Here is a 17,050-nt window from a genome sequence, read left to right as displayed (position 1 = left end):
GGCCCGGTCCCGCCGAAGACCGGGCCGGCCACGGTCACACCCTCAGGACGCCAGCACCTCGGCCGCCGCGCGCTCCCCGGCACGCACCGCGCCCTCCAGGTAGCCGGCCCAGCGGGTAGCCGTCTCGGTGCCCGCCCAGTGCACCCGCCCGACCGGCGTCCGCAGCCGCGGCCCGTACGCGCGCCAGGCCCCGGGGGTGAGCACTCCGCCGAAACAACCCCGCGTCCACTCGTCGGCCGACCAGTCGTACTCGACGAGCGCGATCGGATCGGCCGCCCGCGGCCCGACCACTGCGGCGAACGCCTCCAGCACGCGCCGGCGTCGCCCGTCGGGGGACATCTCCCGCAGCGACGTGGCGTCCGAGGCGTAGCTGAATCCGGTCAGCACGCCGCGCGGCGAGGTCGGCGTGGAGTTGTCCACGGTCTCGGTGAGCGGGCCGGAACTGCTTGTGGACACGCCGGAGCGCCCGTCGGCTCGCCAGAACGGCTCGCGGTAGACGGCGTGCACCTTCCACGCCGACCCCATCGGCATCCGCTGCGTCAGGCCGTCGCGCAGCGGCGGCAGTGGCGGGTCGTACCGGATCCGGCCGGCGAGCGCCGGCGGCAGCGCGACCACCACCGCGTCACCCTCGACGCGTCCGGAGTCGGTGCACACCGTCACGCCGTGGGAATCCTGCGCGATGGCGTGCACGGCGGCGCCCAGTCGTAGCGTCCCCGGCGGTAGTCCGGCAGCCATCCGCTCGGCAAGCGCCGGGGGCCCGCCCACGATCCGGTCCTGCTGCGCGCCCCCGGCCATGCCCAGCAGCGGTCCGGTGCCCCCCGCGCCGCGCAGGTAGAACAGCAGGTGCAGCAGGGACACCTCGTCCGCCCCGGTGGCCAGCAGCCCACCGGCGAGCAGTCGCCCCAGGTAGTCGGCGGTGTCGGTGTCGCCGGCCGTGGCGCGCAACCAGCAACCGAGCGTCGTCGCGTCCCACCGCGCCGCCTCCGGCGCCTCCCACGGCGCGGCGGGGTCGACCGCGGCGGCGTACTCGTCGAGCACGCCGAGCACCCGCGCGACAGGCGTCGGCGGTTCGCGCCGCCGCGCGCCGCCCCACAGCAGGGTGGACGCGCCGACGGCCGCCGAGGTGAAGGTGACCAGCCCGTGCTCGGCGACAAGCCCGTACATCCGGTCCTGGGTCGGGCCGATCCACTGGGCGCCCAGATCGAGCTGGGTGCCGTCGGGCAACCACCGGGTCAGCGCCCGCCCCCCGACGCGGCCGCGGGCCTCCACCACCCGCACCCGCGCGCCGGCCCGACACAGCGCTGTCGCCGCGGCGAGACCGGACATCCCGGCACCGACCACGACCACCCGAATTCCGTCGGACACGGCCCCGTCTACCCGAAAGCGTCGGGCATATGACTCTTCGCGCGCTCACGCCGATGATCGCGGTCCGGGTGGGTTGGCATCGACGGTCCTATACTGTGCCTACCGGTCGTGGAACCCGTGAGCGGAGGCGGGCGTGCCACTCTTTTTCCTGAGTTACGCCCAGGAGGACAACCGCAACAGCCAGATACAGGAGTTCTTCGTCGATCTCAGTGAGGCGGTGGCCGGGCTGGCTGCCCTGCACTGGGACGAGGCGGGGTTCATCGACGGGCACATCCTGCTCGGCAGCACCTGGCCGGACACGCTGTCCGATGCGTTGTCCACAAGCGCCTGTCTCATCGCGCTCACCTCGCCCCGGTACGTCGTCAGCGACTACTGCGGTCGGGAGTTCCAGGTCTTCGCCGACCGGATCGACGAGCACGAGCGGCAGTTCCGCGTTCGCCCGCCCGCGATCGTGCCTGTGCAGTGGATCCCGTGCGACCAGCTGCCCAAGGCGGTCGCCGGCTTTCAGTACCGCAACTTCCAGACCGGCACCGCCTACGCCCAGGACGGCCTGCTCACCCTCAAGCAGCGCAAACGTCACGAGGACGACTACAAGGACTTCGTCGACGCGCTCGCCCGGCACATCGTGCAGACCGCCCGCGACCACACCCTGCACCGGCCGGTGCAGCGCCCCGTGCTGTCCAAGGTGACAAGCGCCTTCGACCGGCCGCCCAGGCCGCAGGCACACCACGGTCCGAGCGCGTCGACGGCGGTGCAGCGGGCCACCAGTGCCCGGCACGTGCACATCGTGCTGGTCGCCGGCAGCTCCGCCGAGCTGGCCGGCAGCCGGCCCGGCGCCGAGGACCGCTACGGCGCGGTCTCGCGGGACTGGCGGCCGTACCGGCCCGAGCTGGAGGTGCCCATCGGCAGCTGGGCCGGGGCCATCGCCACCACCAAGAGCTACGGCTGGACGGTGGAGGACGCCGAGGAGCTGGCGGCGGTCCGCGAGTGGGCGCGGGCGCACAACCAGATCGTCGTGCTCGTGGTCGACGTCTGGTCCGCCGACCTGCCGCGCTACCAGGTCAGCCTGATTCGCCACGACCGCGACGTGGACTCGCCGCGGGCGCCGGTGCTGGTGCCGTGGACGGCCGCCGACGACGCGGCTGCCGGCGGCAACCGGAAGATGTGGGACACCCTGGCCCGGGTGCTCCCGCACCACGTGCTGCACAACACCCGCGATGTGTGGCGCACCGAGATCGCGACCTCCGCACGCTTCCAGGAGGAACTGGAGGACGTGCTTGTGGTCGAGCAGGGCCGGATCTACCGCACGGGCACGGTCTACCAGGAGCCGCCCACCGACGGCTCAGGTCTTCGCCCGATCCTCGAAGGTCCCTAGGGGAGGCACGCCATGGCGGTGAACGAGACGGCACACGGCCAGATCGTGACCTTCTACTCGTACAAGGGCGGCACCGGCCGCACGATGGCGCTGGCCAACGTCGCCTGGATCCTGGCCAGCCAGGGCCTGCAGGTGCTTGTCGTCGACTGGGACCTGGAGTCTCCCGGCCTGCACCGCTACTTCCATCCGTTCCTGCGCGACAAGGAGCTGCGCGCCACCCCCGGCGTCATCGAGATGATCTGGGATTACTCGATCGCCACCATGCAGCGCAACCGTGACGAGGACTCCCAGGAACTCCTCAGCGGCCACGCCAAGATCCAACGTCGCGCGGTCTCGCTGAACTGGGACTTCAGCCACGGCGGCGTGATCGACTTCGTGGCCGCCGGGCAGCAGGACTCGGCGTACTCCCGGCTGGTGAGCACCTTCGACTGGGCCAACTTCTACGAGCGGCAGGGCGGCGCGTCGTTCATCGACGCCGTCCGGGCGCAGATGCGCGCCGAGTACGACGTCGTGCTGATCGACAGCCGCACCGGCCTCAGCGACGTCGCCGGCATCTGCACCGTGCAACTGCCCGACCTGGTCGTCAACTGCTTCACCATGTCCACGCAGAGCATCCGCGGCGCGGCGGCGGTGGCCCGCTCCATCCGCAGCCAGCGCCCGGACGACCCGCCGCTGCTCCTGCCGGTGCCGATGCGCGTGGAGGACGCCGAACTGCGCAAGCTGGAGACCGGCCGCGACCTGGTCCGCGCCGAGTTCGCCCCGTTCCTCGACCACCTGTCCGACGCGGCTGCCGCCCGCTACTGGAACACCATCGAGGTGCCGTACCGCACGTTCTACGCCTACGAGGAGATCCTCGCCGCGTTCGGCGACCGGCCCGAGCAGGTCGGCACCCTGCTGGCCGCGTACGAGCAACTCGCCTCGGTGATCACCGACGGGCGGATCACCCAGCTGGACCCGATGCGCGAACCGGACCGACGCCGCTCGCTGGCCGAGTTCGAACGCAGCCGGCTCACCGCCGAGCAGGCCGTGCTACTCAGCTACGCCTCCGCCGATCGGCTCTGGGCCGAGTGGATCACCGACCAGTTGGAGGACGCCGGACTGCGGGTGGATCGTCGTGCGCTCGACGTGCCGCTGCTCGCGGGCGGACGGGCCGAGTTCGACAGGGCCGTCGGCGGCGCCAGCCGGGTGCTCGCCGTGCTCACGCGGCACTACGCGAGCACCCCGCTCGCGGGTGAGGTGTGGAAGACCGCCACCGGCCGCGACCAGCTCGGCGGCGGGGGAGTGCTGGTGCCGTTGCGGGTCGACGAGTCGAGGCTGACAGTCCCGTACAGCGATCACAGCCCGGTGGACCTCACCGACGCCGACGCGTCCACCGCGCGGACCCGGCTGCTGGAGGCGGCCGGAACCCCGACGGCCCCGGTCGGCGGTCGCACGGTCGGCCGGTTCCCCGGCCCATTCCCGACGATCTCCAACGTCCGCCAGCACGGGACGCCTTTCGTCGGCCGCGCGGCCCAGATCGAGGCGCTGCGCGACCGGCTCACCACCTCACCGGACTCGGCCACGCAGGTCGTGCACGGCCTCGGCGGTGTCGGCAAGACCCAGCTCGCCGCCGAGTACGCGCTGCGTTTCGGCCGCGACTACGACCTGGTGTGGTGGATCCCGGCGGACAGCGAGGACCGCATCCGGGGCGGCCTCGGCGACCTCGGCCAGGCGATGGGGTTGGGCACGGGCGGCGGCGCCGAGGCGGCCCGCCGGGTGCTCGACACGCTGCGCCGAGCCGGCCCCGACCGGCGCTGGCTGATCATCCTGGACAACGCCGACAAGCCCACCCGCGCCACCCGGGCGCTGCTGCCGCAGGGCCCCGGCCACGTCCTGCTCACGACCCGAGACCAGAGCTGGAGCGAGTACGCCACCGCGACCGAGCTGAGCGTCTTCGACCGCGCCGAGAGCGTCCAACTGTTGCGCGACCGGGTCCGCGGGCTCACCGAGGACGAGGCCGCCCAGGTGGCCGAGAAGCTCGGCGACCTGCCGCTCGCTGTCGAGCAGGGCGCGGCGTACCTGCGGGCCAGCGCCATGCAGGTGGAGAAGTATCTCAGCTCGCTGGACACCCCCGGCCTGCTGCGCATCCTCGACGGCCGGCAGTCCGCCGGCTACTCCAAGGCGCTCGCCGCCACCTGGCTGTTCACCCTCGGCCAGTTGCGCGAGGAGAAGCCGGCGGCGGCCCGGCTGCTGGAGCTGTGCTCGTTCTACGCGCCGGAGCCGATCCCGGTCGCGATGCTCACCGGTGACCGCTTCGCCAGCTTCATGGCCCCGATCGACCCGACGCTCACCGACCCGATCCTGCAGGGCCTGGTCACCGCCGAGCTGGGCCGCTACGGCCTCGCCCAGGTCGACGCGGAGAACAACTCGGTGCGGATCCACCGGCTGGTCCAGCTCGTCATCCAGGACCAGCTGGCCGACCCCGAGGAAGCCCGCCGGGAGGCCCAACTGCTCCTCGCCGCCGCCAGCCCACGCGACCCCGACAAGCCGGTCAACTGGCCGCGCTACGCCGAGCTGTGGCCGCACGTACGCCCCAGCGGTCTGCACCTGTCCACGATCGACGAGGCGCGGCAACTGGTCGCGGACATCGTGCGCTACCTCTACCGCCGGGGCGACTACGACACCAGCCGCGCCCTGGCCGAGGAGTCGCTTGCCGCGTGGCGCGACACCGACGAGGACGACCCCACCAAGCTGCGGATGCGCTTCCACCTGGCGAACGTCCTGCGCGCACAGAGCCACTTCGACGGTGCGTTCGAGATCGACCGGGACGTCTACGACAGGCAGCGGCGGATCTTCGGCGAGGAGCACCTCTACACCCTGATGACCGCCCGCAGCCTCGGTGCGGACCTGCGCGCCCAGGGCCTCTACCACGAGGCCGAGGCGCAGGACCGGCGCACCCTGGAGCTGAGCGTGCGCAGTTTCGGCGACGACAGCGGCCGTACGCTGACCGCGGAGAACAACCTCGCCGTGTCGCTGCGCCTGGTCGGCGACTTCCGCGGCGCCGCCGCGCTCGACCAGCACATCCAGGAGCGCCGGCGGGACCGCTTCGGGGAGGAGGACCCGTCCACCCTCGCCTCGGCCAGCAACTACGGGCGCGGTCTGCGCGACACCGGTGAGCTGTGGCGCTCGCACAGCGTGCTGCAACGCACCTACACCACCCAGCAGAAGGTGATCGGCGCGGACCATCCGGAGACCCTGCGCACGGCGAAGGAGCTGGCGCTCACCCTGCGTCAGCTCGGACGCTTCACCGACGCGCACCGGCTGATCGAGCGGACCGTGGTCCGCTACCAACGCACCCTCGGCGGTGAGCACGCCGACACGCTCTCCGCCGAGATGGCCCTGGCCACCACCTGGTCGGCGGTGGGCGACAACCAGACCGCCCTGCGGGTGGCACGCCGCCTGCGCGACGGCTACAACGAGGTGCTCGGCGAGTCGCACGCCATCACGCTGGCCTGCCTGAACAACCTCGGTGTGCTGCTGCGCAAGCAGGGCGACCACGTCCAGGCCCGGGAGCTGTCCCAGCGGGTCCGCGACCAGTTGCTGACCAGCCTCGGCGAGCGACACCCGCACACCCTGCTGGCCACCCTCAACCTGGCCAACGACCTGTTCGCCCTCGGCGACCGGGAGAACGCCCTGCTGCTGGACACCACCGCGTACGTCGAGCTGACCCGGGCGCTTGGCGCCGAGCACCCGGACACGCTCTCCGCCTCGGTCAACCTGGCGTTGAGCCGGCAGGCCACCGAGAGCGAGGCGGACGCGGGCCGGGCCCTCTACGACGAGGCGTTCGGTCAGTTGGTGCAGCTCTTCGGCGGTGACAACCCCCGGGTGATGCAGGCCCGCCAGCGAGAACGCTCCAACGCCTACATCGAACCGGCGCTGCTCTGACCCTCGCGTCGCATCCGGGGGCCGGGTTGCGTCACTGTCCGCGGCCGATTGGCGGGGTGGGTGGTGCCAGCCAGGCCGCGAGCGCGAGCGGGTCGGCGTCGGGCAGCGTGTGACCCAGCGCCCGCACCAGCTCGGGCCGGCTGGTCAGCACCCCCGCCGCGGCCGGCTGCCCGGTGTGGTGGGCGCTCAGCGCCAAGCCCACCCAGGCGTCGACGTCCCCGCAGTCGGCCGCGACACGTCGGCGGTACCCGGCCAACGCGTCCTCCCGCTTGCCCGCCGCGTACGCCTGGTCGCTCGGGGTCGACCCGGGCAGCCCGCCCGAGCCCAGGAGCCGATGGCGGACGGCGCCCTCGGGGCCGCTGCCCACGGTGAGGGCGGGGCGGGCCGCGGCCGGGACGACTGTCGACACCGAGCGGCAGACATCCGGCGGCACCCCCTGTCGCCACGCGTACGCAAGGCGCTCCACCTCGTCCGGATCGGGGACCAGGTTGGCAAGGCCCCAGCGCACCGCGCCGGCGTCCGCCACGTCGCGTACCGCCGCCTCGACCGCGCCGTCGACCGCGTCACGCCAGCCGCGCAGGGTGTTCGCCATGTCGGCCACGAACGCCCGGCCGGCCGCGGTCAGCTCGGCCGCGTCGGCGAGCTGCCGGACCGCGCGGATGGTCTGCTCCCGCCAGTACGCGTACTCGAACGCGGCGGCGGTGCCCTCGTGCCGTCGGCAGCGCCACACCTCGGCAACCCCCAGGTGCGCGTACGCGCCCTGCAGCAGCGCGCCGACCGGGCGCGGGTCCAGTCGCCAGGGCGCCCGGTAGCGGGCCGGCCCACCAGCGCGGTGCAGCGGGACCAGGTCGAGCAGCGCGCCGAGTTTGGTGTGCTGCAACTCGTGGACGAGCAGCAGCGCGAGGGTCCGCGCGTCGGCCGGCACCGAGAGCGCGATGGCGCCCAGCGCGTCCCTGCTGGTGGCGCTCACCGGGTTGCCCGAGGGCGGCGGTCGCAGCGGCACGAGTGTGCGCAGCAGCCCGGCCAGGGCATCGGCGTGCGCCGGAAGGTGGGCCCGCAGCCACTGCCCGGCCTCGACGGTGAGCCGGTCCAGTCGGTCGGCCGACACGTCGTCCAGTCGGGCCGCGGACGGCCTGTGGTAGCAGTCGCGCCACGGATCCTGGTCGTCCACCAGCACCTCGACCGCGTGAAACGGCGTGGTCCTGCGCACCGGCAGCCAGCCGATCCCGCCGACGCCCGCGTCGAGCAGCCGGCCACCGCCCGCCTCGATCCGTACGCCGTCGTCGTGCGCGCCGCCCCGGCCGGCGTCGATCCGTAGCGTGCCCGCCTCCCCGCACAACCGCACCGGGCTGTGCAGGGGCAGGCCGGTCGCCGCGCCGACGGTGGGCAGCGGCAGCACACCGTCGGCCGGGCGGGGCAGCGTCAGCGTGAACGTCAGGCCGGCGCGGGTCGCCGCCGCCGCCGCGAGCGCGGCCAGGTAGGCGGGGCCGGCGGCGCCGTCGAGCGCGGCGCGAGCCCATCCGGTGACGGGTGGGTGCGCCAGCACCGCGGCCACCGCCGCCCGGTCGGCGTGCTCGGCCCGGGTGAGCAGGTCCAGACTCTGCCGGACCAGTGGCTCGCCGTGGCAGGCGCGGGCCGCGGCGACGGTCAGCAGGCGACGACGACCGAGCTGCCCGCCGCGCAACACCGCGACAGTGGCGGCGTCCCCGTGGCCGCCGGCCAGCCCGGTGAGCTGCGCCGCCGACAGCGGGGCCGTCACGGCTGCGCCACAGGCGTCGGCACGTTCGCCGCGGTGACGCGACGACGTAGCGCGTCCAGGTCGGCTGTCACCACTGTCCGCACGTGCCCGATCAGCCGCAGCAGGTCGACACAGTAGACCGACGGGTGGACGAAGCCGGCGCCGTCGCGGAAGCGGTGCGCGTACAGGCCGCCGCCGCAGACGTCGACGACAGGGCAGGCCCGGCAGGCAGGCGCCAGCGCTGCGGTTCCGGTGGGACGCCCGGCCAGCGACGGGTGCCGCAGCGCGTCGTCGATACTGTGCCGGAAGACGTCGAAGCCGGTCCGCATCGCCGATGCGGTGGTCGTCTTGAGCGTGTCGGTGCCCTCGATGGTGCCGTCGGTCTCGATCGTCATGACGTCCGGCTCGGCGGCGCCCAGTGCCTGGGTGCCGCTGCGCCCGCCCAGCAGCAGCGCGATCAGCGACTCGAACAGCCGGATGCCGGTACGCCGGGGCGTCTCGGCGTACCAGCGGTCGAAGACGGCGATCAGCCAGTCCGCGTACGGGGTGGCGGGGTCGTCGGGGTGGCGTCCGGGTGGGGGAGCGCTCCAGTTGCCGTGCGGCAGCAGCAGATCCAGTCGGGGCGGGTCGAACTCCCGCAGGCCCTCGTAGACGGCGATCGGGTCGTTGGCCAGGTCGACGGTGCAGAGCAGACCGGCGTAGCGGGCCCGATGTTCGGGCCGGGCCAGCAGACGCAGCGCGGCGGCCACCTCGTCGAAGCTGCCCCGCCCGTCGGCGTGGCGGCGGTGCCGGTCGTTGGCGGCGCGGTCGCCGTCCACGCTCACCCCGACGTCGATGCCGTGCGTGTGACACAAATCGAGCGCCGCCTCGTCGAGCAGCAGTCCGTTGGTCTGCATCGCCACGTCGAGGGCGACGTCGGAGGGCATCGCGGCGCGCAGCGTGCGTACCGTCCGGTCGAGCACGGCGAGGCCGGCGAGCAGCGGCTCCCCGCCGTGCAGCACCACCCGGATCCGGTCGGTGCCGTGCCGGGCCACGTGCGTGGCGAGCCGGTCGGCGACCCGGCGCACGGTGCCGGGGCCCATGACCCGTGGTCGGGCCCGCCAGTCCTGGTCGGCGTTGCGGTAGACGTAGCAGTGGTCGCAGGCCAGGTTGCATCGCGAGTGGACCTTCAGCACCACCTGGCGGATGCGGGGCGCGGCCACGACAGGGCGGTGTCGGGTGGCCGACGGCGGGGCGTCGGCCGGCACGGTCAGAAGCTCGACTCGAACGCCGACACGTCGCCGGGCCGGCCCGGCTCATCCTCGGCGGCCAACGTGCCCAGCACGTGGGCCAGTACGCCGTCACCGGCGCCGGCCAGCAGGTCTGCCAGGGGTACGTCGCCGAGCTGCACCAGAGCGGTGCCGACAGTGCGGGGGATGGGCGGCTGGTCGTGGTCAGCCACCGTGGACCGTCCTTCGGTCGAAGACCGGCACCTGCGTCACCGCTGCGCTCACTCCGCCTTTCTACACCATCGCACCCGGCCCCGGACGGCGCGACACCGCAGCCCGTACGCGCTGGCCACCGTGCCGTTACCTGGCGTACCACCGGGGTCGTCCGGCGGCCCGCGCACGCCCGCGGCCGGAACCCCGCGATTGTGCCCGCCGGCCCGTCGAAACGGGCCGCCGCCGTGGTCGGCGTCAGGCGGTCGAGGCCGACGCGCGGGCGGTGTCTCGGTCGCGAAGCATGGCCAGCAGCCCGGGAAACCGTTGTTCCACCTCGTCGTGGCGCAGCGTGACGAGTCGGCGGATGCCGTCGACGCGCGTGCGGATCAGGCCGGCATGGCGCAACACCTTGATGTGGTGCGACAGCGTCGACTTGCCGATGGTGACGCCGGTGTCCCTGAGGGCGTCGCTGCCGCACGTCCAGTCCCCGGCGGCGTCGAGGGCGCGCACGAGCGTGAGCCGCACGGGGTCGGCGAGCGCGCTGAGCACGACGTCGATCGTCACGGTCTCGATGGCGGGTTCGATCACCTCGGTCACGAGACGAAGCCTAGCCAGATGTTGCAGAAAGTACGACTCTCATCGTACTGTTCGAGCCAGATCGAACGGTACGACGCACATCGAACATTGGATGGATCATGAAGGCGATCATCTACCGCGACAACGGCGGCCCCGACGTCCTCCAGCTCGTCGAGCGGGACCGGCCCGCGCCCGGGCCCGGCGACGTCCGTGTCCGGGTCGCCGTGTCCGGGGTCAACCCGACCGACTGGCAGGCCCGCTCCGGCGTCGCGCACCGCAAGCTGTTCCCCGAGATCACCCCGCACCTCGACGGTGCCGGTGTCATCGACGCCGTCGGCGACGGGATCGATCCGGGCCGCGTCGGTCAGCGGGTGTGGCTGTTCATGGCCGCCGCCGGGCGGCCCACCGGCACCGCCGCCGAGTTCACAGTCGTACCCGCCGAGCAGGCCGTGCCGCTGCCCGACGAGGCCGGGTTCGACGTCGGCGCCTCGCTCGGCGTGCCCGCGCTCACCGCCCACCGTGCGCTGACCGTCGCCGAGGACGGGCCACGCCGCCTGCACCCCGGCGCGCTCGACGGCACGGTGGTGCTCGCCGCCGGCGGAGCCGGAGCGGTCGGCCACGCGGTGATCCAGCTCGCCCGCTGGGCTGGTGCCACCGTCATCACCACGGTCAGTGGCCCGGAGAAGGCCACGCTGGCCACCGCCGCCGGAGCCCACCACACCGTCAACTACCGCGAGGGTGACCCGGCCGCCGCCATCCGTGCCATCGCCCCCGACGGTGTCGACATCGTCGCCGAGGTGGCGCTGGGCTCCAACCTCGCTCTGGACCTGGCCGTGCTGCGTACGCGCGGCACGATCGCGACGTACGCCAACCAGGGCGGACAGGCCGTCGAGTTCCCCGTCGGGCAGAGCATGGTGCTGAACGCGCGCCTGCAGTTCCTGGTGCTCTACACGGCGGGCCCCCACGCGCGCGCCGCAGCCGTCGAGGACGTCTCCGCCGCGATCCGCGCCGGCGCCCTGCCGGTCGGCGCGCAGCACGGCCTGCCACTGCTGCGCTTCCCGCTGCACCGCACCGCCGACGCGCACCGGGCGGTGGAGAGCGGCGCGGTCGGCAAGGTGCTGGTGGACGTCGCACCCTGACGTCCCGCCGGCCACCGAGGCATGGGACGTACCGGACGGCCGCCGCAGGCACGGACAGAACGGCCGAACGGGGCCGGCTGCGCGCCGGGCTGAGCGCGCGTTTGCCAGCCGTCCGGGCCGGGAAACCGAGCCGCCCGTCGGCCGGGGTGTCCACCCGTGGCCGCAGCAGCGGATGGAGGCGGCCGTGGCGTACCGTCCGACGACCGTCGACACCGTTCCCGACCTCGGCACTCTCACCCTCGGCGTCGAGGAGGAGTTCCTGCTCCTCGACCCGGACGGCGGCCGGAACCTGCCGGTGGCCGACGAGGTGCTGGCCGCGCTGCGCGGTCCGGCCCGCGACCAGAGTCGCCAGGAGTTCCGGCACAGCATGGTGGAGATGGTCACGCCGGTCTGCGCCGACCTCAGCGAGCTGCGTACCCACCTCGTCGCGCTGCGCCGATCCGCCGTCGAGGCCGCCGCCGCGGCCGGGGCCCGGCTCGTGGCGGTCGGCGCCACCCCGGTGGCCGAGTCGCACCGGACGGTGCCCGACCGGCCGCGCTACCACGCCATGTCACGCCGGTACGGGCCGGTGGCGCACGATCCGGCGGTCTGCGGTTGTCACGTGCACGTCGGTCTGCCGGACCGGGAGTTGGCCGTGCAGGTCTGCAACCACCTGCGGGTGTGGCTGCCGGTGGTGCAGGCGATCACCACCAACTCGCCGCTGCACGAAGGGCACGACACCGGCCACGCCAGCTGGCGGTCGATGCAGTTGGAGCGCTGGCCCAGCATCGGCCCCACGCCGTACTTCGACTCCGCCGCCGACTACGACCGCACCGTCGACGAGCTGATCGCCGCAGGCATCATGCTGGACGCGGCGATGGTCTACTGGTACGCCCGGCCGTCGTCGGCGTACCCGACGGTGGAGGTCCGTGTCGGTGACGTCTGCCCGACCGTGGACGACGCCGTGCTTGTCGCCGCCCTGGTCCGCAGCCTGGTCGCGACACTCGCCGACGACGTACGCGCTGGTGTTCTCGCCCCGCCGGTGCGCGACTGCCTCGTCGCCGCGGCGCACTGGCGGGCGGCCCACGACGGACTGGACGGCGAGCTGATCGACCTGCGGGCCGGCGGCACCCGACCGGCCTGGGACCTGGTCGACGAGCTGATGGCGGCTGTCGCCCCGGCGTTGCTGCGCCACGGCGACCTCGGTCACGTGCTGGCCCAACTGGCCCGGCTGCGTCGTGACGGCACCGGCGCGACCCGACAGCGACGGGTGCTGGAGCACACCGGCGACCTGCGCGCGGTCATCGACGACCTCGCCACCCAGACCGCCGCCGGCTGACGGGCGGCACTCAGCGGATGTCGTGGGTCTGCAACCACAGTTCCAGCAGGCCGAGCTGCCACAGCTTGTTGCTGCCGGCCGCCGCCTCGGCCCGGTCCGGCTCGGCGAGCAGCCGCGCCACGTACTCGGGGCGGAACAGGCCCCGCTCGCGCGCGACCGGGGCCTGCAACGCCTCTGCGACCAGCTCGCGCACCGGCCCGTCCACGTTACGCAGCGCCGGCACCGGGAAGTAGCCCTTCGGCCTGTCGATCACCTCGGCGGGCAGCACCTCCCGGGCGACCTCCTTGAGCACGCCCTTGCCGCCCTGGGCCGCCTTGTGCTCCGGCGGGCAGTGCGCGGCGAGGGTGACCAGATCCTGGTCGAGGAACGGCGTGCGCACCTCCAGCCCCCACGCCATGCTCATGCTGTCCACCCGTTTGACCGGGTCGTCGGGGAGCATCAGGTGGGTGTCCAGGCGCAGCACGGCGTCCAGCGCGGTCTGCGCCCCGGGCGCGGCGAGGTGGTCGGTGAGCAGGTCGCGGCTGGCGTCGTGCTCCAGCGCGTACGCCGGGCCGACGATGGCGCGCAGCTCGTCGTGGCCACGGTCGAAGAAGGCGGCGGCGAACGTCTCGACCGCGCCGTGGCGGGGCGCCTCGGTCAGTGGCTGGTGGTAGCCGTACCCGGCGAACACCTCGTCGGCGCCCTGCCCGGACTGTGCCACCTTCACGTGCCGCGCCACCTGCTCCGACAGCAGGTGGAAGGCGACCACGTCGTGGCTGCCCATCGGCTCGGTCATGGCCAGCACGGCCCGTCGTACGGCGGGCGCCAGGTCGTCGTCGGCGAGCCGGATCCGGTGGTGGTCGGTGCCGTACGCGCGGGCCACCAGATCGGAGTAGTGGAACTCGTTGCCGGACTCGTCGCCCCGGCTGTCGAAGCCGATGCTGAACGTGCGCAGGTGCTCCTGGCCCGCCTCGGCGAGCAGCGCCACGATGAGGCTGGAGTCCAGGCCGCCGGAGAGCAGCACCCCGACCGGGACGTCGGCGACCAGCCGTCGGCGTACGGCAGTGCGCAGCGCGTCGCCGATCGCGGCCTGCCAGTCGGCGGCGTCCATGCCCGCGTCGGCCGGCTCGCGCACGTAGTCGGGCCGCCAGTACACCTGCTCCCGGCTGCGCCCGTCGGCCTCGATCACCCGTACCGTGGCGGGCGGCAGCTTGCGGACGCCGCGCAGCACGGTCCGGGGCGCCGGCACGATGGAGTGCCAGGACAGGTAGTGGTGCAGCGCCACCGGATCGATGCCGGTGTCCACGTCGCCGGCCCGCAGCAGCGCGGGTAGGGTGGAGGCGAACCGGAGCCGCCCGGGGGTCTCGGCGAGATAGAGCGGTTTGATGCCGAGCCGGTCGCGGGCCAGGACGAGCCGCCGCCGGGTCCGGTCGACCAGCCCGATCGCGAACATGCCGACCAGGTGGTCGACGAACCGTTCACCCCAGTGGGCGTACGCCACCAGGATCACTTCGGTGTCGCTTGTGGAGTGGAACTCGTACCCGGCGTTGTGCAGCTCCTCGCGCAGCTCCGGGTAGTTGTAGACGCAGCCGTTGAAGACCAGCGCCAGGCCCAGGTCGTCGCGCACCATCGGCTGGCCGCCGGCCTCGGACAGGTCGATGATGGTCAGCCGGCGGTGCCCGAGGATCACCCAGTCGTCGGCGCACAGGCCCTCGTCGTCCGGGCCGCGTGAGCGCATCGCCTCGGTCATCCGGGTGACGGCAGCCGCGTCGGGCGGCCGGCCGTCGAAGCGCGCCTCCCCGCTGATCCCGCACATCAGCCGGGCCTCCCGTCACCTCGCCCCGACCGGTGCCGGCCGGCCCCGCCGACCGGACGGGGCCGCTGGCTACCCGGGTGCGCGGCGGTTATGCGCGCAGGGTGCGCAGGATGCGGGCCAGCTCGGCGCGGTCGCTGTCGTCGAGGTGGCCGAAGAAGCGGTCCGCCTCGGCGCGGCGGGCGGCCCGGATGGCGGCGCTGATCCGGGTGCCCTCGGCCGTGAGCGCGACAAGTGTCGCCCGGCGGTCGGCCGGGTCGGGTCTGCGCTCGACGAGCCCGCGGGCCTGGAGGTCGTCGATGACCTCGGTGGCCGAGCGGGGCGCGATGCGCAGGTGCTCGGCGAGCGTGCCGGGGCGTACCTCTCCGTGGCGACCGAGCACCCCGAGCGCCCGGGACTGGCTGGGGGTGACGTCCCAGGGCGCCAACGACTCCCGGGTCTGTCGGCGCAGACGGGACGCGACCGCCCAGAACGTCTCGGCCAGGCTCTCGTCGCCGCTGTCGGTGGTGTCCTCGGTCACCGGAATACGGTAGCAGCCGATACCGTTGTTACCTCATGTTGAGGTAACCTCAGCATATCCCGAACGGAAGGCAGTGCCCCTTGGAACCCACCCCCATGCGCCGCGACCGCGGCCACCGGACCGTCAGCCCCGAAGAGAAGACGCAGGCCCGCCAGGTGTCCCTGCGTCGCATCGGACGCCTGTTCACCCCACACCGACCCGCGCTCGTCATCGTCACCGCGATCATCGTGCTCTCCTCGATCGTCGCGATGGCCAGCCCGTTCCTGCTGCGTACCGTCATCGACAGTGCCCTCCCGCAGGGTGACGTGACCCTGCTGGTCTGGCTGGTGCTCGGCATGGTCGCCGTCGCCGCCGTGACCGCCGCCCTCGGCGTCGTCCAGACCTGGATCTCCACCCAGGTCGGGCAGCGGGTCATGCACCGGCTGCGCACCGACGTGTTCAGCCACCTTCAGCGGCAGTCGCTCGGCTTCTTCACCCGCACCCGCACCGGCGAGGTGCAGTCCCGCATCACCAACGACATCGGCGGCATGCAGTCGGTGGTCACCTCCACCGCCACCGCCGTCGCGGCCAACCTCACCACGGTGGTCGCCACCGCCGTCGCCATGGTCGCCCTCTCCTGGCAGCTCTCCCTGGTCTCGGTCGTGGTGCTGCCGCCGGCCATCTGGCTGACCCGCCGGGTCGCCCGGATGCGCCGCGAGATCACCGACCAGCGCCAGCGCGAACTCGCCGACCTCAACGTCACAGTCGAGGAGGGTCTGTCGATAAGCGGGGTGCAGCTCGCCAAGACCCTCGGCACCGGCCCCGCCCTCATCGAGCGGTTCACCGCCTCCTCGGCCCGCCTCGTCGACCTGGAGCTGCGCAGCGAACTGGCCGGCCGCTGGCGGATGGCCTCGATGAGCATCATCTTCGCCGCCGTACCGGCAGTCATCTACCTCGCCGCCGGCCTGCCCGGCACCGCCGGCACGCTGAGCATCGGCACCCTGGTCGCCTTCACCGCGTTGCAGGGCGGCCTGTTCCGACCCCTGATGGGCCTGCTCAACGTGGGCGTGTCGCTGACCGCCTCGCTGGCGCTGTTCGCCCGCATCTTCGAATACCTCGACCTGCCGATCGACGTGGCCGACCCCGCCGAACCGGTCCGCCTCGACCCTGCCCGGGTCCGCGGGCACCTGCGCCTGTCCGACGTCACCTTCGGCTACCCCGGCAGCGACACGGCAGCCCTCGCCGGGATCACCCTCGACGTGCCCGCCGGCACCAGCCTCGCCCTCGTCGGCGAGACCGGCTCCGGCAAGAGCACCCTCGCCGGCCTGGTCAGCCGCCTGCACGACCCGACCGCCGGCCAGATCACCATCGACGGCGTCGACCTGCGCGACCTGCGCCTCGCCGACCTGGCCGCGATCGTCGGGGTGGTCAGCCAGGAGACGTACCTGCTGCACACCACCGTCCGGGAGAACCTGCGCTACGCCCGGCCGGACGCCACCGACGCCGAGATCGAGGCCGCCGCGCGCGCCGCCCAGATCCACGACCTCATCGCCGGCCTGCCCGACGGATACGACACGATGGTCGGCTCCCGCGGGCACCGGTTCTCCGGCGGCGAGAAGCAACGGCTCGCCATCGCCCGTACGCTGCTGCGCGACCCTCGCATCCTGGTCCTCGACGAGGCCACCAGCGCGCTGGACACGGAGACCGAACGCGCCGTGCAGAAGGCGTTCGACGTGCTCGCGCAGGGGCGGACCACGATCACCATCGCCCACCGCCTGTCCACAGTCCGCGACGCCGACCAGATCGCGGTGCTCGATCACGGCCGCATCGTCGAGTCCGGCGACCACGCCAGCCTGCTCGACCGCAACGGCCGCTACGCCACGCTGGCCGCGTAGCCGGCAAC

Annotated in this window: 12 protein-coding genes; 5 read left to right on the top strand and 7 right to left on the bottom strand. The window is 73.4% G+C overall.

Features of this window, described 5'->3' with window-relative positions; genetic code table 11:
- Positions 1–42: 42 nt before the first annotated feature.
- Positions 43–1,365 carry a flavin monoamine oxidase family protein gene (locus OOJ91_RS05400; protein WP_266243154.1) on the bottom strand — a complete coding sequence of 441 codons (1,323 nt, stop codon included), beginning with the start codon at positions 1,363–1,365 and terminating at the stop codon, positions 43–45.
- A gap of 133 nt (positions 1,366–1,498) precedes the next feature.
- Here OOJ91_RS05400 and OOJ91_RS05395 point away from each other — a divergent pair, with 133 nt between their 5' ends.
- Positions 1,499–2,740, top strand: a complete 1,242-nt coding sequence (locus OOJ91_RS05395) for a TIR-like protein FxsC (RefSeq protein ID WP_266243153.1) — start codon at positions 1,499–1,501, stop codon at positions 2,738–2,740.
- A gap of 12 nt (positions 2,741–2,752) precedes the next feature.
- Positions 2,753–6,664 carry an FxSxx-COOH system tetratricopeptide repeat protein gene (gene fxsT / locus OOJ91_RS05390; protein WP_266243152.1) on the top strand — a complete coding sequence of 1,304 codons (3,912 nt, stop codon included), beginning with the start codon at positions 2,753–2,755 and terminating at the stop codon, positions 6,662–6,664.
- A gap of 31 nt (positions 6,665–6,695) precedes the next feature.
- Here fxsT and OOJ91_RS05385 read toward each other — a convergent pair whose 3' ends face one another.
- The 4 genes from OOJ91_RS05385 to OOJ91_RS05370 form a co-directional block, all read right to left on the bottom strand.
- Complete coding sequence (locus OOJ91_RS05385) at positions 6,696–8,423, bottom strand: aKG-HExxH-type peptide beta-hydroxylase (protein ID WP_266243150.1); 1,728 nt, start codon at positions 8,421–8,423, stop codon at positions 6,696–6,698.
- Positions 8,420–9,649 carry an FxsB family cyclophane-forming radical SAM/SPASM peptide maturase gene (locus OOJ91_RS05380; RefSeq protein WP_266243148.1) on the bottom strand — a complete coding sequence of 410 codons (1,230 nt, stop codon included), beginning with the start codon at positions 9,647–9,649 and terminating at the stop codon, positions 8,420–8,422. The genes OOJ91_RS05385 and OOJ91_RS05380 overlap by 4 nt, the downstream gene beginning before the upstream one ends.
- Positions 9,650–9,651: 2 nt before the next feature.
- Positions 9,652–9,843, bottom strand: coding sequence for an FxSxx-COOH cyclophane-containing RiPP peptide (fxsA, locus tag OOJ91_RS05375; RefSeq protein WP_266243145.1), 192 nt, complete (start codon positions 9,841–9,843; stop codon positions 9,652–9,654).
- Between the two features lie 235 nt (positions 9,844–10,078).
- A complete protein-coding gene (locus OOJ91_RS05370; RefSeq protein WP_266243142.1) occupies positions 10,079–10,420 on the bottom strand; it encodes an ArsR/SmtB family transcription factor in 342 nt (113 codons plus the stop codon).
- 98 nt (positions 10,421–10,518) lie between these two features.
- On the opposite strand from OOJ91_RS05370, the gene OOJ91_RS05365 reads away from it, so the two are divergent.
- Both OOJ91_RS05365 and OOJ91_RS05360 read left to right on the top strand, forming a co-directional pair.
- On the top strand, positions 10,519–11,538 hold the full coding sequence (locus OOJ91_RS05365) for an NADPH:quinone reductase (RefSeq protein ID WP_266243139.1): 1,020 nt from the start codon (positions 10,519–10,521) through the stop codon (positions 11,536–11,538).
- Between the two features lie 184 nt (positions 11,539–11,722).
- Positions 11,723–12,856 (top strand): carboxylate-amine ligase, encoded by a 1,134-nt coding sequence (locus OOJ91_RS05360; protein ID WP_439117024.1) that lies wholly within the window; start codon positions 11,723–11,725, stop codon positions 12,854–12,856.
- Positions 12,857–12,866: 10 nt separating this feature from the next.
- Here the strand turns inward: OOJ91_RS05360 and OOJ91_RS05355 are convergent, their stop codons facing one another.
- Positions 12,867–14,651 (bottom strand): N-acetylglutaminylglutamine amidotransferase, encoded by a 1,785-nt coding sequence (locus tag OOJ91_RS05355; protein WP_266243133.1) that lies wholly within the window; start codon positions 14,649–14,651, stop codon positions 12,867–12,869.
- 88 nt (positions 14,652–14,739) lie between these two features.
- The gene (locus OOJ91_RS05350) at positions 14,740–15,168 is read right to left on the bottom strand and encodes a MarR family winged helix-turn-helix transcriptional regulator (RefSeq protein WP_266243131.1); all 429 of its coding nucleotides are present in this window, start codon (positions 15,166–15,168) and stop codon (positions 14,740–14,742) included.
- A 95-nt stretch (positions 15,169–15,263) separates the two neighbouring features.
- Here OOJ91_RS05350 and OOJ91_RS05345 point away from each other — a divergent pair, with 95 nt between their 5' ends.
- Positions 15,264–17,042 carry an ABC transporter ATP-binding protein gene (locus OOJ91_RS05345; RefSeq protein WP_266245271.1) on the top strand — a complete coding sequence of 593 codons (1,779 nt, stop codon included), beginning with the start codon at positions 15,264–15,266 and terminating at the stop codon, positions 17,040–17,042.
- The last annotated feature ends 8 nt before the right edge of the window (positions 17,043–17,050 follow it).

The sequence above is a fragment of the Micromonospora lupini genome (genome assembly GCF_026342015.1).
Lineage (GTDB): Bacteria > Actinomycetota > Actinomycetes > Mycobacteriales > Micromonosporaceae > Micromonospora > Micromonospora lupini_B.
The sequence above is the reverse complement of the archived record's forward strand: the minus strand, read 5'-3'. Positions and strand labels throughout refer to the sequence as shown.